A 13923-nucleotide genomic window follows, 5' to 3' on the forward strand; every position below is an offset into this window, starting at 1 on the left:
AACCAGGTCAAGCTGCTCGACACCGGCGTCGTCTACACCGAGACCGACAAGGGCCAGACCTGCAACTTCGGCGAGGTGTTCACCACCGACGGCCGCATTGCCGCGCTCGGGCTCACCGTGCTGGAGGACGACAAGAAGTTCTTCCCGATCTACAACGCCGCGGTGACCGTGCGGCAGGAGACGTTCGAGAAGTACCCGGCGCTGGAGAAGGTGCTCCAGCCGGTCATCGACAAGCTCGACGACGCCACCATGCAGCAGCTCAACGCGCAGGTGGACGTCGAGGGCAGGGAGCCGGACAAGGTCAGCGAGGAGTGGCTGAGCAAGGAGGGCTTCCTGGGCTCGCCCGCCTGACCGTCTGCCTGCCCGCACCCTGAGGACGAGAATGGAACAGCCCCGCACAGCACCAGCACCCCCGCCATCACGGCGCCTGCACGCCTGGGAACGCCGGACCGATCCCGTGCTGCTCGGCGTCGGCCTGCTGTTCCTGGCCAGCTGGGCGCTTCCCATCGTGCTGCCCCAGCTGCCGGAGAACGCCGACCGATGGCTGGAACGCGCCCAGCAGACGGCCTGGGCGCTGTTCGCCGCCGACTACGCCATCAGGGTGTGGCTGTCCGACCGGCGCGGGCACTTCATCGCCACCCACATCCCCGCGTTGCTGGTCGTCCTGCTGCCGCTGCTACGGCCGCTGGCCGTGCTGCGCTCGCTGCTGCTGCTCACCGCGCTGATGCGCCGGGTCACGCTGCCGCTACGCATGCGGGTGACCGTGTACGTCAGCGGCTGGGCCTGCTTCCTGGCCCTGGTCGGCGCCATCGCGGTGCTGGACGCCGAACGCCGCTCCGCCGAGCCGACGATCGTCACCCTGTCCGACGCCCTGTGGTGGTCACTGACGACGATGACGACGGTGGGCTACGGAGATCTGTATCCGACGACGCTGGAGGGCCGGCTGATCGCGGCGACGTTGATGCTTTCCGGCATCGCGCTGCTCGGCGTCGTCACCGCCTCGATCGCCGCCTGGTTCGTCGAACGCTTCCAGCAGACCTCGGCCGCTGAGACGCGCAACGAGGCCGACCTCCGGCTCGTCCTGGCCGAGCTGCGGGAAGTGCGCGACCGGCTGGACGAGATCACCCGACGGCAGGACGACGGGAGCGGAGCCACGGCCCCGGACCGGTGAGCCGGGGCGAGGCAGCCGAAGGTCTGCGCCGCGGCCTCCCGCAGGCTGTTGCACTATGCAAGGATGAGAGGCGGCGGCCTACCACGGGAGGGCAGATGGGGTTCGAGGGCGCTGCATGAGCTCACAGTGGACGCTGCGCTGGCTGCCGTTCATGGTGATGGCGCCGGTGGCGCTCATGGACCTCATGGCCGGGCCGGCACTTGGCTTTCTTCCCCTGCTCACCCTGGGGCCGAGCTTCGGGTCGGTCTACGGTAGCGTGCGGCGGGGCCTCAGGTCATCGACTATAGAGCGGTCTCCATGGGATATCGCTACCCCGTGGACGGGGAGCGGCCCGGCGAGCCCGTGCTGCCGCGACTGCTCGACGGCACGCCCGGCACGCGCGCGCCACACGTGCCGCTCGCCGGCGGCCGTTCCACCCTCGATCTGTGCGGCTCCGCCTTCGTCCTGCTCCGCCTCCCCCGCGTGGCTGAGCCCGGACGCCGACGTGCAGGTGGTGGAGGAGTACCGGCGCGTGCACGCCGCCTGGCCCGCCGCGGCGAGCATGCTCGGCCGAACTGTACGTGCCCTGATGCGCGAACAGGGCCTCATCCCGGCCCAGGTGCGGGCGTTCCGGCCGGCCACCACCGTCGCCCGCGACCTCACCGAGTCCTTCCACGCCCACCGATGAACGCCGGACAGGGCGAGCCGGCCCTTCACCTTCGCGGTTCGCTCTGGCGCCGGGTGGCGTGGATGGAGCCGAGAAGGCCGAGGGCCTGGGCGCTGGCGCTGCCCGGCTCGGCATGGTAGATCACGAGCTGCTGGCCGGGGGCGTCGCGGACGTCGAAGGCCTGGTAGGTGAGCGTGAGCGGGCCGACGTCGGGGTGCAGGAATTGCTTGGCGTCCTGGGTCTTACCCTGCACGGTGTGGGCGTTCCAGAGCCGGGCGAAGTCCGCGCTCCGCCCGGCGAGATCGCGGACGAGCTCGGCCAGCCGCGGGTCGTCCGGGGCGAAGCCGGCCGCCTGGCGCAGGTTGGCCACGGTGGCCTGGGCCGCCCGGTCCCAGTCGGTGTAGAAGCGCCGGCCGGCAGGGTCGATGAAGGTCATGCGGGCCAGGTTGTCCGCCGGCTCGAAGGGGCTGTAGAGGGCATCGGCCAGGGCGTTGGTGGCCAGAATGTCCAGGGTCCGGTTCATCACGAACGCCGGCGTGTGCGGGTAGCCGTCCATCAACTGGCGCAGCGCCGGGCTGACCCGCTCGGCGGCCTGCCTGAAGGGCCGGTCGTCAGGGATGGTCCCGGCCAGCCGGTACAGGTGCGCCCGGGCCTCCGCGTCGAGACGCAGCGCGCGGCCCAGGGCGTCGAGCACCTGACCTGAGGGGTTGCGCTCACGCCCTTGTTCCAGGCGGGTGTAGTAGTCAGCGTTCACCCCGGCCAGGACGGCGACCTCCTCACGGCGCAGCCCGGCGACTCTGCGGGCCCCGTAGCTCGCCATGCCGACGTCCTCCGGCCGCAGGGCGGCGCGGCGTGCGCGCAGGAACTCTCCGAGGTGGTTGCCATCCATACGACCACGCTATCCGGCGGCCCCGTGTGCTGCCTGGGTGCGGCGCACCCAGGCAGCACACGGCCTGGTTAACGCCCTCTGACCTGCGCAGACTCAACGGAGTACCACGCCCCTCATCCTCGGAGGGGAGCCCTTTGAACGCCACCCTGGGCCGGCTGCGCCAGCGCCGCCCAGCTCGCCCCGTCAGCGGCGCCCGCGACGCGACAAGACCTGACCGAACAGACCACATCAACGACGCATCAAAGGAAGTTCCCATGACAGGACAACGACTCGCCGGCAAGGTCGCGCTGATCACCGGCGCGACCGGCGGCATCGGCGCGGCTACCGCCGAACTCTTCGCCCGCGAAAGGCGCCCGGCTGATGATCACCGATATCGCCGAAGGACCTCTGCGGGAGCTGACCGCCAAGATCGAGGACCTTGGCGTGGAGGTGGCCGCCGCCCGCCTCGACGTCTCCTCCGCGCGGGAGTGGGCGCAGGTGATCGACCTCGTACGCGAGCGTTTCGGCACGCTGAACGTGCTGGTGAACCTGGCCGGCATCGTGGACTGGCCCGGCGTCGAGGACACGGCGGAGGATGCCTGGGACCGCGTCATCGACGTCAACCAGAAAGGCACCTGGCTCGGCATGAAGGCCGCGTTGCCGCTGCTGCGCGCGAGCGGCAACGCCTCGGTGATCAACACCTCGTCGGTGCTCGGGCTCGTCGGCAGCGGCTCCGCTGCGGCTTACCAGGCGTCCAAGGGCGCGGTGCGCCTGCTGAGCAAGACCGCCGCGGTCGAGTACGCGCGCCAGGGCGTGCGGGTCAACTCCGTGCACCCCGGCGTCATCGCCACGCCGATGATCCAGGAACTCCTGGACGAGCAGGGTGACCAGCAGCCGGACATCCAGCGCACCCCGATGCGCCGGGCCGGGCACGCCGATGAGGTCGCCCCCGCCTACCTCTTCCTCGCCGGCGACGACTCCTCCTTCGTCACCGGAGCGGAGTTCGTGATCGACGGCGGGCTCACCGCGTACTGAGCAGCCGAACACCGAACGGACAGGGCCGCCGGCGCGTCGTCGCGCCGCGAACCGGCCGGCTACGCCTGCGGCGCCTGGCCGCCGAGGCAGGAAGGAAAGGGATGATGACCTCCACGCATGCGTCCGCCCAGACCACAGAGTCCACCGAGTTCGCCGGAAAGGCAGCCCTCGTCACAGGGGCCGCGCGCGGCGTGGGCAGGCACACCGTCCGGCTGCTGCACCGCCGCGGCGCCCGGATCGTCGCCCTCGATCAGCGTCAGGAGGTGGCAGAGCTGCCTGCGGAGTTTCCCGGCGTGCATCCTCTGATCGGGGACGTCGCGGACGAGGCGGTGGCCGCGCGGGCCGTGCAGGAAGCCGTCGAGCTGTTCGGCGCTCTGGACATCCTGGTCAACAACGCGGGCCGCACCTTGAACAAGCCGGTCACGGACACGACGGCGCAGGACTGGGACGCGCTGATGGCGGTCAACGCGCGCGGCTCGTTCTTCTTCGCCCGCGAAGCCTTCCGCGTGATGCGCGAGCGCGGCGGCGGCGCCATCGTGAGCACGGGCTCCTACGTCTGCACCGTCGGCATGCCGGAGGGTGTCGCCTACGCGGCGTCCAAGGGCGCCTTGGCCCAGCTCACCAAGGTCCTGGCCGTCGAGGGCGGCCCGCTGGGCATCCGGGCCAACCTCGTGGCCGCGGGCGTCATCGAGACCGACTTCCTCGACACCTTCCGCACCGACAGCCGCGCATACTTGGCCTCCTTCGCCGGCGCCCAGCCGCTCGGGCGGGTGGCCCAGCCCGAGGAGATCGCCGAGGTGCTCTGCTTCCTCGCCTCACCACGCGCCGGCTTCATCACCGGTGCCGTGGTCGCCGCCGATGGCGGCTTCACCGCGATGTGAGAATCAGTCAGCGCCGGCGGCCACAGTTCGTGGACGCTCGGGTTGAGGTCCACGGCTCCGCAGAGCCGGTTCTGATCGCCGCAGAGGCTGATCTCCCCTCTCCCGTGGATCGTTCTGTGAGTCTCCGTCCGGCCCGGCTCTGCGCGCCGGCCGCTGTGCATCGTGGCCGGCCCCCGGCACTTGAGGAACTCCAGCATCCCGGCTTCCCGGCGACGGAAACCCCGGCCTCGTCGCGCGGAGAACGCGGTGCTCTCGGGCGGGGCCTGTCAGGCCGGACCGCCGCTCAACGGGACGTCCAGCGTGGCGCCGGCGCCGCCGCCTGGTCACGTCACAGCGCGGCGGTGCCGTGCTGGAGGCGGTAGGTGAAGTAGCCGTCCCAGGGCGGCACGGTGCCCGCGGAGCCGGGCTCGGTGGCGAAGTACACGTCCACCCCCGAGTAGTCCAGCGGCCGCTGGAAGGCCAGGCCGCCGTAGGAGTCGCGGACCAGGCCGGAGTTGTGGTTCCAGCGGTGGCCCGACTGGCCGGCGGTGATCTGGCCGACGACCGTCCAGGTGCCCCCGCCCTCCCAGACGCTCGATCCCGCGAGCCGGTCGACCTCCACGTTCGCCTGGATCTCGTTGCCGTCGAGCGGCCCGGTGTCGCGGGAGACGACGAACGAGGCCCGGCTGGGGTCGTAGGCCCACGACGCGTTGTGCAGGAAGCGTCCGGAATTGGGGAGGAACGGTTCCGGCGTCAGCCCGGCGGTGGTGACGAAGCGCCTCTCGCCGAGCACCGGTGCGCCGGCGTCGCCGAGGTCGAGCGTGCGCACGGCGGTGCCGCGGTCGGCGACGTCGCAGGACGGGTCCGGTGCGTCCAGGGCCGCGCAGTCCAGGCCGCTGTAGAACAGCAGCAGGTTCCCCTGCTGGTCGACGCTGGTCACGCTGGGCTGGCCCACGCCGTAGCCGGCGGCGTTGTAGTCGGGTTCGTCGATGTCGACGACGGGCTCCGCGACGATGGTCCACGGTCCGAGCGGGGAGGCGGCGAGGGCGACGCCGATGACGTTGAACCGGCCGTCGGCGCCGTGGTCGTCGTCGTCCGCGCCGGTGAAGAACATCGCCCAGGTGTAGGTCTTCGCATCGGCGCCGGGCGCCGTGTAGGTGAACCGTCCCTTGATCACGTCGGGGTCGCAGATGTGGTACGCCGCCCAGCTCGGTGTGGCCGGATGGTACTGGGCGTCCCCCGGCTCAAGGCGGGGCCGCAGCGCCACCTGGGTGGGGCCCCAGCTGTACGACCCGTCCTGCCGGCGGGTGCCGACGTTGAACAGGACGTGGTCGTGGGTGGCGGCGAGCGCGTTGCCGCCGCTCCTGTCGTACTCGACGGTGTTGGCGCAGTAGTAGATGATCCGCTGGGTGTCGGACGTCTGCACGACGGACGGCGCGTACTGGTAGAAACCGGCACTCTGATAGCGGGCCGAGCCCGGATATATCCCTCCGGGTAAGGGGACGCCCGACGAGCTGACGGCGGGGGCCCAGGCGTACGCGGGAGGGAGGGCGAGGCAGGACGCGACGAGGGTGAGGGCGGCGACGATCGACGCGCGGCGGATGAACATGGCGGGAGTCCTTCGCGGTGAGCCGGTCGGGGGCGGGCAGTCGCTCACTCTACAGATCATGAGAACGCCCGCCCCGCCGCTTCGGGCTTGCCCGGCGGCGGTTCGGCGCGCAAGGTGGAGGCGTCGATCTTCACCGACAGGGACTGGTGGGCATGTCCGACGACGAGGTACGTCACGTTTTTCAGATCATCGACGCGTTCGACCCGGACGGCATCGCGGAGTTGATGGCCGAGGACGGCACGATGGTGTTCGGCAACGCCGAGCCGATGGTGGGCCGCCAGGCCGTCGCCGACGGGCTGCGCGCGTTCTTCACCACCATCGCGAGCCTGCGGCACCGGATCGTCAGGCATTGGCGGGTCGGCGCCGACACCATCGCCGAGACCGAGGTCACCTACCGCCGGCTCGACGGCCGGGACGCCCGCGTGGTCGCCGTGTCGATCTGGCGTACCCGCGACGACGGCCTGATCTCGGACTATCGCATCTTCGTCGACGTGGCTCCCGCGTACGCGCCGGCCTGACGCTCACGCGAAGTCCGCCGCCGTCATGCCGGGGGGATGCCCGGGCGGCCACTGGACGAGTTCGATCCGGTAGCCGTCGGGGTCGGTCAGCCACGACGTCCACAACCGCTCCCCCAGTTCCGACGGCGGCTCGGCCGTGACGCCCTTGGCCGCGAGGCCAGGGTGGCCGGTCGTCATGCTCGGTGCGGCCGCCGCGCTTGGCACGGTCGCCTGCGGTCCTGACCGGCGGGAGCGCCGCAATGAGCCGGTCGAGCCCGGCGGTCGCCCTGCGGCGGCCGGCACGCTCACCCGAGTGAACCTCTACCGCTACTGCCTCGCCTGTCGGAGCCCCGAGACGCCACACCGCGATAAGACGGGAGGGACCTCTTCGACGAGGCGCGGCCAATTGCCCCCTACGTCCTACTCCCCCGGCTCCCAGGCGCGGAGCAGGTCGAGCAGCCCCGCGTCTCCGTCAACGTGCAAGGAGCCGGCCTGGATACGGTCGTACAAGTAGAGGACCACCTCACTGGCCGTGCCATGGATGGAGGCGCCGGCTGCGTCCAAGTCCTCGCCGGTCGCAGCAGTGGGGGCGGGGATGCGGGTGGAGCGTGCGCCGTCGCCGTCGACCGTGAGGCGCCAGGAGCGGCCCTCGGCGGTGTGGAAGTCGAAGGCCGTGGGCTTGTGCGGCCAGGCGCTGAGCGTCGCGACGCAGGTGAACAGGAACTCCTCGACACCGTCGAGTGCGACCTCGGTCGGCAGCGGCTGCGCGGCGCCCGCGGCGAGCTGGGCGTCGTAGGTGTGCACCGCGCTCTCCTGGACCCGGTGCCGGGCGACTCCGCCAGAGGTCCGCGGCGTCTGCAGGGCACTCCACCACGCCCAGCAGCCAGCGTCCGGGCCCGCCTCCCGCAGCGCGCTCAGCAGAAGCTGCGTCGACGCGGCCAGCCAGGCCAGCAGGGCCTCACGCTCCTGCGGCACTTCCAGAGCGGCGCGCGCAGCGGTGGCCTCGGCCGGGGGAGCGTCGGCAGGTCCCGCGCCGACGATGGCGGCCCAATAACGGTCTCCCCCACTCAGGTGCTTCACCAGATCGAACAGCGTCCACTGGGGGCAGGTCGGCACCTGTGCGTCGAGACTGGGCGCGGCGGCGACCGCGTCGCGGAAGGCGGTCGACCGTTCATCGATCAGTCGCAGCAGGTCAGGGAACTCAAGATTCTTCTCCACGCCGCATACTCATCATTCGTGCTCCGGTGATCGAGGATGAGCCCCGAAGGAGAGCGTTGCCGCCGACCACAGCGGGTGGTGGCTGCGTTGTCCGACGCGAGTTTCGGTCCGGGCGTTCGGGGGTGAGTCCGGCGCTCCCCATCACGATGTCCCAGGGCGCGTTTAGGTGTGACCACACCATCTCCACCGGGTTGAGTTCGGGCGCGTAGGCCGGCAGGCGCCGAGCCACTCCTTGGCAGGTGTGCCGGTGTTGGTCAGACGGGCGGCCAGGCGATCATCGTCGACCGCCATCTCCTGGGGTTGGCAGTGGAAGTCCGGTACCGCGTCGATGGCGTCGTTCAGCACAGCGATGACCTGGTCGCGCGCGCCGGGCTCGCTGTTCAGGGTGGTCTCGTCGTTGATGGACCCGTCCATGCGGGAGATCTCGTGTGCGTTGAGCGCCCCGACGTAGCGCAGGTAGAACGCGCGCAGGCCGGTGTCGGACATGATCTCCTTCTTCAGCCTCCTGGAGCGGAGGTCGGGCTCGGTGTTTCGCGACGGCTCTCGACTCTTTTGCCGCGATACGTCGGCAGGCGGAGGAACCGCTGCTCCGCCACTTCTGTTCCAGACGGTACCGGGGTTTTCGCCGTACCGTCACCACTCGCCTAGCGAAGGGGCTATGCGGGCCAGCCGAGCATCGCCGCGTCGACGATCTCATCGAGCTCAGCAGGACCGAGGCCGTTGGCGGCCTGCACGGCGATGCCGAAACCCACCGTCATCATGAACCGGGCAAGACGCCGAGGGTCGGCGTCCCGCGGAAGATCACCTTCGTCGACGGCACGCCGGAAGCGCTCCTCAAGGCGGACGCCCGCGTCGTTGCGCCAGTCGACGAGCAGGTCGTGGACGGCCCGGCTCTCGTCGCTCGACGCCAGCGCACCCTGTACGGCCAGGCATCCGGAGGGGCCGTCGGGAGAGGTCGTGGTGCAGACCGCTCCGCGCAGGAACGCCACGGCCACGGCCCGTGCGGTGGGCTCCTTCAGGGCGCGCGTGACATAGGCGGCCGGTCCCGCGCCGTAGCGCTGGAGGGCCTTGCGGAACAACTGCTCCTTGTTGCCGTAGGCCGCGTACATGCTCGTCTTGGTGATCCCCATGGCGCGGGTCAGTTCGGCAAGGCTTGCGCCTTCGTACCCTCTAGCCCAGAACACCCGCATCGCGCGTTCCAGCGCCTGGTCGACGTCGAATTCCCGAGGCCGGCCCATGACGGCCCTGCTGGAGTCACCCATGCCATAAGCGTACCTGTCGGTATAGATCTACGCCGACCAGCGGTTCTCTTCGACGAGGGCAGTTAAGTACCGATCAGTCTTGATGTGCGGTAGAGTTCTGAACCGATTAGTACTTAACTGACGGGAAGGGAAGTCCGCGCCATGAGAACCGTTTCGCTCGGCAGCCTCGAGGTCTCGCGCATCGGCCTCGGAGCCATGGGGATGTCAGCGTTCTACACCGGAGCCGGCCAGTTCGACGACGAGTCCATCCGCACCATCCACCGCGCCCTGGACCTCGGGGTCACCCATATCGACACCGCCGAGGCGTACGGCCCCTTCACCAACGAGGAGCTGGTCGGCCGGGCCGTACAAGGGCGCCGAGACGAGGTCGTGCTGGCGACCAAGTTCGGACTGATCTCCCACACCGGTGGCACGGCTCCGGACAGCACGCCGGCCACCATCCGCCTGGCCGTGGAGGGATCACTCAAGCGCCTGCGTACCGACTACATCGACCTCTACTACCAGCACCGGGTGGACCCCGGCACCCCCATCGAAGAGACCATCGGCGCCCTGGCCGAACTGGTCGCCGAAGGCAAGATCCGCCACATCGGCCTGTCGGAGGCCGGCCCCGCCACGATCCGCCGCGCTCACGCCGTGCATCCGATCACCGCGATCCAATCCGAGTACTCCCTGTGGACCCGCGACCCCGAGGCCGACATCCTGCCCGTCCTGCGCGAACTAGGCATCGGCTTCGTACCGTACTCCCCGCTCGGCCGCGGCTTCCTGACCGGCGGCATCCGCTCCCTGAACGACCTCGACACCGGCGACTGGCGCCGCACCAACCAGCGCTTCGCCGACGGCAACCTGGAACGCAACCTGCGCATCGTCGACGAGGTCCGGGCTGTGGCCGCCGAGATCGACGCCACGCCCGCACAGGTCGCCTTGGCATGGCTACTCGCCCAGGGCGACGACATCGCGCCCATCCCCGGCACCAAGCGAGTCGCCCGACTGGAGGAGAACACCGCCGCCGACCACATCAACCTCACCGCCGACCACCTCGCCCGCCTGAACGCCCTCCCCCCGGCCACCGGCGAACGCTACGACGCGGACAACATGGCCGCCATCGACCGCTGATCCGAGCTTGCCGCAACGAAGAACTGTTCGACGAGGGGATGGCCATCACCTCGTCGAAGGGCCGTACTTCACGCCGCAAAAGCTCGCCCCGCTGATGACCGAGGGCGGCGGCGTCGTGCTCACCACCTCGGTCGCCAACGTGCTCGGCCTGCCCATGCTCAGCGCGTACGCCGCGGCTCCCGACTCCGAACACGGCCCGGCGTCCCGGCCCCAGGCCCGGCGTGCCTTCGTCGTACCGCCCCGGAGGTGGGAGGCAGCACGAACCTTCGCCTGACTGACCCGCTACCGCAGGCCGGTGCGGTTCTACGAGCGCAGGCCACCCCGACCGCCTTCAGCGCACCCCGGACCATGCTCTCCGCAGACACAGACAGGGGCCTCATCATTTGGCCCCAAGGCGCGTTTCCGAAGCGCGTCGTTACAACTCGCGCGGTGCCCGGCCGCGCCGCGGCCGCGGCTGGCTGGTGGGGTGTGCCGGCTGGGTGGCCGGCAGGATGGTCAGGAGCTTGAACCGCTCTTCGGAGGTGCTGCCCGGCTCCGCGGTGTAGATGGTGAGGTCGTACACTGTCCGGCTGGAGAGATCGCCGCGCGCCTCGTCCTGTCCGTACGCACGGTCGCCAACACCCTCTACGCCGTCTACGACAAGACCGGAACTCCTGACAGGAAGGCCCTCGCCGAAGCCCTGGAGTACCTGTGACCGCTTGAGCACCCATGCTCATAGGCACTTCGGCCACCGCCTCCCCTCGCGCAGCCGCAGAAAACAACGGCTCTGGGCCGGGTCAAGCCTTGGTTCCAGAGGGCTGGGCGGCTCCGACGCCGGGTACGAGTGCCGGCGGGCCCCCGATCGCTAACGGACACGATCACTCAGGGGCTGGCGCGATGGACGTGCGGGAGCTCACCAACCTGCCGACACCGGACTTCACCTACGATCCGAGCGTCCCCGGGGCGTGCGTCACCGGCGTGCGGCCGTATCGCAAGGGAACCTTCCGGCTGAACTCCGAGCAGGTCTCCGGCCGGTTCGTCGTGCACAACTACGGCCACGGCGGCGCGGGCATCTCGTTGAGCTGGGGTTGCGCGGCCAAGGTGAAGGACATGGTGCGCCAGTTCCTGGCCGGCTCGCCCCAAACGGAGGCCGCGGTGCTAGGCGCCGGCGTCATGGGCCTGACCGCCGCCACGATGCTGCTCGACCTGGGGCTCAAGGTCACGATCTACGCGGATCGCAAGCCGGTGAAGACCACGTCGTTCAAGGCAGGCGGCCAGTGGGCGGTCTCCGTCGTCGAAACCGCCATGAACCAGCAGGACCTGAAGGCGATCATCAAGACGTCCTACACGACCTTCAAGGACAGCATCGGCAAGGGTTTCGGCGTCTCCGAGCGGCCCAACTACTGCCCCAAGCCGGCCGAGGGCCTGGACATGGTGCTGGAGCTCCTGCCCGGCCTGCTGCCGGCCCGCCAGAGACTGAGCCGCCTGCCGTTCCAGAACCACACCCAGCCGGGATTTCTGTATCAGACGCTGCTGGTCGAGCCGCCCATCTTTCTCCCTCGGCTGGAGTGCGACCTGAGGGCGCGCGACGTCACGTTCGTGGACAAGACGTTCACCAGCAAGGCCGACATCTTCTCGACGGCGCCACAGAAGATCATCATCAACTGCACCGGGATGGGCGCGAAGAAGCTGTGGAACGACACGAAGATGGTCGGCGTCAGAGGCTACCTCGCGATGTTGCCGGCGCAGCCGGACCTGGAATACCTCTACAGCCGTAACGGCTACATGTTCCCGCGCTCCGACCACGTCGTCATGGGCACCACGCCCGACTGGGACAAGGAGGACGAGGACCTCAACCCGGCCGAGTGCAAGAAGCTGGTGAACATCATCGCCGCCGCATTCGGCCGAGCGGCGCCCGTGCCGATGCCCATGAACCACATCGACCACCCGTGCAACAGGCGGCTGGTCGACCCCAGGCTCTCTGTCTCCGACTGACCGATCCCCGCCCCGGCGGGCCTGCACTGGAGCGCCATCGTGGCTTTCACCGTCGCCGACTACGTGCTCAAGAGGCTGACCCAGCAGCGCGTCGACACGCTGTTCGGCGTGCCCGCCGCCTACGGCGCGGGGCTGTTCGACGCGGCCGGCCGTAACGGCGTCAAGCCGATCGTCACCGCGAGCGACCTCGAGGCCGGCTACGCCGCCGACGGCTACGCCCGGGCCAAGGGGCTCGGCGTGGTCGCAGTGGCCAACGGCGTCGGCATGCTCAGCATGGTCAACGCCATCGCCGGCGCCTTCGTCGAGCGCAGCCCGGTCGTCGTCGTCAACGGCGGCCCCAACGCGACGAACCTCGCCAACCTCAAGGACTTCGACGTCCTGTTCTCGCACTCGACCGGGCAGCCCGACCACGACCTGAGCACGTACCGGACGGTCACCGCGAGCGCGGCGCGCGCCGGGACGGCCGCCGCGGTGCCGGGCGTGGTCGACGCCGCGATCGCCACCGCCGTCAAGCGCAAGCGGCCGGTCTACATCGAGATCAACAGGGACATCTGGACGGCGTCCTGCCCGGCCCCGTCCGGGTCCCTGCCGGTCACCGAGCCGCCGGCGGGCACCGAGGAGCAGCTCGCCGCCACGATCGCCGGCCTGGTACGCGCCGCGGCGAAGCCGCTGATCCTGGTCGGCATCGAGGTCCAGCGCCACGGGCTCGCGGACAAGGTCGCCGACCTGATCGCCAAGCTCGGTGTGCGCTGGTCCGTCCAGTTGCCGGCCAAGGGAGTGCTGCCCGAGCAGGGCGCCGGCTGGGTCGGCGTCTACGCCCCGCCGCACTCGCAGCCCGCCGTGAACGCCGTCGCGCAGGCCGACCTGCTCGTGATGCTCGGCTGCGTGTTCCCGAGCAGCTACGCCACGCTGATTCGTACCGGCACGAACCGCATCATCACCGCCTACGACGGCAAGGTGAAGATCAAGACCGGCGCCAAGCAGAGCGCGCAGCTCGACGCCCTGGTCACCGCACTCGCCGCCGAGGCCGCGACGGAGGCGCCGCGACCGGTGCCGGCCGGCGTCGACCCGGTCACGCCCACGGCCGCGAGCCCGCTGACCTATCGCCGCGTGTTCGAGCGCATCGGCGCCGCGCTGGACCCGTCCTGGCTGGTGATCCCCGACACCTTCCTCGGCATCCACTCGGCCGCCCACCTGCCCATCAAGGGCCGGGACGGCTTCCTGTCCGGGGCCGTGTGGGCCTCGATCGGGCACTCGGTGGCCGCGGCGGTCGGGGCGTCGTTCGCCTCGGCCCGCCGCCCGCTGGTCATCTGCGGCGACGGCGGCTTCCACATGACCGCCCAGGCGCTGTCCACCATGGTCCGCTACGAACGCAACCCGGTCGTGGTCGTGATCGACAACGGCATCTACGCCTTCGAGCAGTTCCTGCTCGACGCCGGCTACTTCAGCGACCCCGCCACCCGGCCGAAGCCGTACGTCGTCCTGAACCGCTGGGACTTCGTCAAGTTCGCCAGCGGCCTCGGCGTCCAGACCGCCCAGTCCGTCACCACCGCGGCAGCCCTCGACGAGGCGCTCGCCACGGCGAAGGCGTCCAACGCGCCTGCCCTCATCGTCGCGAAGATCGACTCACGCGACCTGCCCGCGGAACTCGCCTGACACTGATCGCCTCC

17 protein-coding genes are annotated in these 13923 nt (G+C 70.2%); 10 read left to right on the top strand and 7 right to left on the bottom strand.

Going from position 1 to position 13923, the window contains the following annotated elements; translation table 11 throughout:
* The 3 genes from ABZW11_RS39065 to ABZW11_RS39075 all read left to right on the top strand — a co-directional run.
* Nucleotides 1-351 (top strand): glycine betaine ABC transporter substrate-binding protein (locus ABZW11_RS39065; RefSeq protein ID WP_355429050.1); only part of this gene is annotated, 351 nt, incomplete at its 5' end.
* A 31-nt stretch (nucleotides 352-382) separates the two neighbouring features.
* Nucleotides 383-1171 (top strand): potassium channel family protein, encoded by a 789-nt coding sequence (locus ABZW11_RS39070; RefSeq protein WP_355429053.1) that lies wholly within the window; start codon nucleotides 383-385, stop codon nucleotides 1169-1171.
* A 484-nt stretch (nucleotides 1172-1655) separates the two neighbouring features.
* Nucleotides 1656-1838, top strand: a complete 183-nt coding sequence (locus ABZW11_RS39075; protein ID WP_355429056.1) for a hypothetical protein — start codon at nucleotides 1656-1658, stop codon at nucleotides 1836-1838.
* A 25-nt stretch (nucleotides 1839-1863) separates the two neighbouring features.
* Here ABZW11_RS39075 and ABZW11_RS39080 read toward each other — a convergent pair whose 3' ends face one another.
* Nucleotides 1864-2706 (bottom strand): helix-turn-helix transcriptional regulator, encoded by an 843-nt coding sequence (locus ABZW11_RS39080; protein ID WP_355429058.1) that lies wholly within the window; start codon nucleotides 2704-2706, stop codon nucleotides 1864-1866.
* A 360-nt stretch (nucleotides 2707-3066) separates the two neighbouring features.
* On the opposite strand from ABZW11_RS39080, the gene ABZW11_RS39085 reads away from it, so the two are divergent.
* Together ABZW11_RS39085 and ABZW11_RS39090 are read left to right on the top strand one after the other, a co-directional pair.
* Nucleotides 3067-3720: an SDR family oxidoreductase gene (locus ABZW11_RS39085; protein WP_355429061.1), complete on the top strand. Its 654-nt coding sequence runs from the start codon at nucleotides 3067-3069 to the stop codon at nucleotides 3718-3720.
* A 104-nt stretch (nucleotides 3721-3824) separates the two neighbouring features.
* Nucleotides 3825-4601, top strand: coding sequence for an SDR family oxidoreductase (locus ABZW11_RS39090; protein WP_355429064.1), 777 nt, complete (start codon nucleotides 3825-3827; stop codon nucleotides 4599-4601).
* A gap of 328 nt (nucleotides 4602-4929) precedes the next feature.
* On the opposite strand, the gene ABZW11_RS39095 is transcribed toward ABZW11_RS39090, so the two are convergent.
* On the bottom strand, nucleotides 4930-6189 hold the full coding sequence (locus ABZW11_RS39095) for a hypothetical protein (RefSeq protein WP_355429068.1): 1260 nt from the start codon (nucleotides 6187-6189) through the stop codon (nucleotides 4930-4932).
* Nucleotides 6190-6341: 152 nt separating this feature from the next.
* On the opposite strand from ABZW11_RS39095, the gene ABZW11_RS39100 reads away from it, so the two are divergent.
* Complete coding sequence (locus tag ABZW11_RS39100; RefSeq protein ID WP_355429071.1) at nucleotides 6342-6707, top strand: nuclear transport factor 2 family protein; 366 nt, start codon at nucleotides 6342-6344, stop codon at nucleotides 6705-6707.
* 3 nt (nucleotides 6708-6710) lie between these two features.
* Here the strand turns inward: ABZW11_RS39100 and ABZW11_RS39105 are convergent, their stop codons facing one another.
* The 4 genes from ABZW11_RS39105 to ABZW11_RS39120 all read right to left on the bottom strand — a co-directional run bounded on the left by ABZW11_RS39105 (nucleotide 6711) and on the right by ABZW11_RS39120 (nucleotide 9166).
* Entirely contained in the window at nucleotides 6711-6995 is a 285-nt protein-coding gene (locus ABZW11_RS39105; RefSeq protein WP_355429074.1) for a hypothetical protein, read from the bottom strand.
* Between the two features lie 111 nt (nucleotides 6996-7106).
* Complete coding sequence (locus ABZW11_RS39110) at nucleotides 7107-7904, bottom strand: maleylpyruvate isomerase family mycothiol-dependent enzyme (protein WP_355429077.1); 798 nt, start codon at nucleotides 7902-7904, stop codon at nucleotides 7107-7109.
* A gap of 162 nt (nucleotides 7905-8066) precedes the next feature.
* Nucleotides 8067-8390: an ester cyclase gene (locus ABZW11_RS39115; RefSeq protein WP_355429080.1), complete on the bottom strand. Its 324-nt coding sequence runs from the start codon at nucleotides 8388-8390 to the stop codon at nucleotides 8067-8069.
* A 170-nt stretch (nucleotides 8391-8560) separates the two neighbouring features.
* Nucleotides 8561-9166 carry a TetR/AcrR family transcriptional regulator gene (locus tag ABZW11_RS39120; RefSeq protein WP_355429082.1) on the bottom strand — a complete coding sequence of 202 codons (606 nt, stop codon included), beginning with the start codon at nucleotides 9164-9166 and terminating at the stop codon, nucleotides 8561-8563.
* 141 nt (nucleotides 9167-9307) lie between these two features.
* On the opposite strand from ABZW11_RS39120, the gene ABZW11_RS39125 reads away from it, so the two are divergent.
* Nucleotides 9308-10279, top strand: coding sequence for an aldo/keto reductase (locus tag ABZW11_RS39125; RefSeq protein WP_355429085.1), 972 nt, complete (start codon nucleotides 9308-9310; stop codon nucleotides 10277-10279).
* A 94-nt stretch (nucleotides 10280-10373) separates the two neighbouring features.
* Nucleotides 10374-10553 (top strand): hypothetical protein, encoded by a 180-nt coding sequence (locus ABZW11_RS39130; protein ID WP_355429088.1) that lies wholly within the window; start codon nucleotides 10374-10376, stop codon nucleotides 10551-10553.
* Nucleotides 10554-10694: 141 nt separating this feature from the next.
* Here the strand turns inward: ABZW11_RS39130 and ABZW11_RS39135 are convergent, their stop codons facing one another.
* Complete coding sequence (locus tag ABZW11_RS39135; RefSeq protein ID WP_355429091.1) at nucleotides 10695-10985, bottom strand: hypothetical protein; 291 nt, start codon at nucleotides 10983-10985, stop codon at nucleotides 10695-10697.
* A gap of 170 nt (nucleotides 10986-11155) precedes the next feature.
* Between ABZW11_RS39135 and ABZW11_RS39140 the strand changes: the two genes are divergently transcribed.
* Together ABZW11_RS39140 and ABZW11_RS39145 are read left to right on the top strand one after the other, a co-directional pair.
* Complete coding sequence (locus tag ABZW11_RS39140; protein WP_355429094.1) at nucleotides 11156-12253, top strand: FAD-binding oxidoreductase; 1098 nt, start codon at nucleotides 11156-11158, stop codon at nucleotides 12251-12253.
* A gap of 39 nt (nucleotides 12254-12292) precedes the next feature.
* Nucleotides 12293-13909 carry a thiamine pyrophosphate-dependent enzyme gene (locus tag ABZW11_RS39145; protein ID WP_355429096.1) on the top strand — a complete coding sequence of 539 codons (1617 nt, stop codon included), beginning with the start codon at nucleotides 12293-12295 and terminating at the stop codon, nucleotides 13907-13909.
* The last annotated feature ends 14 nt before the right edge of the window (nucleotides 13910-13923 follow it).

Source organism: Nonomuraea sp. NPDC004580 (assembly GCF_040609855.1).
Classification (GTDB): Bacteria; Actinomycetota; Actinomycetes; order Streptosporangiales; family Streptosporangiaceae; genus Nonomuraea; species Nonomuraea salmonea.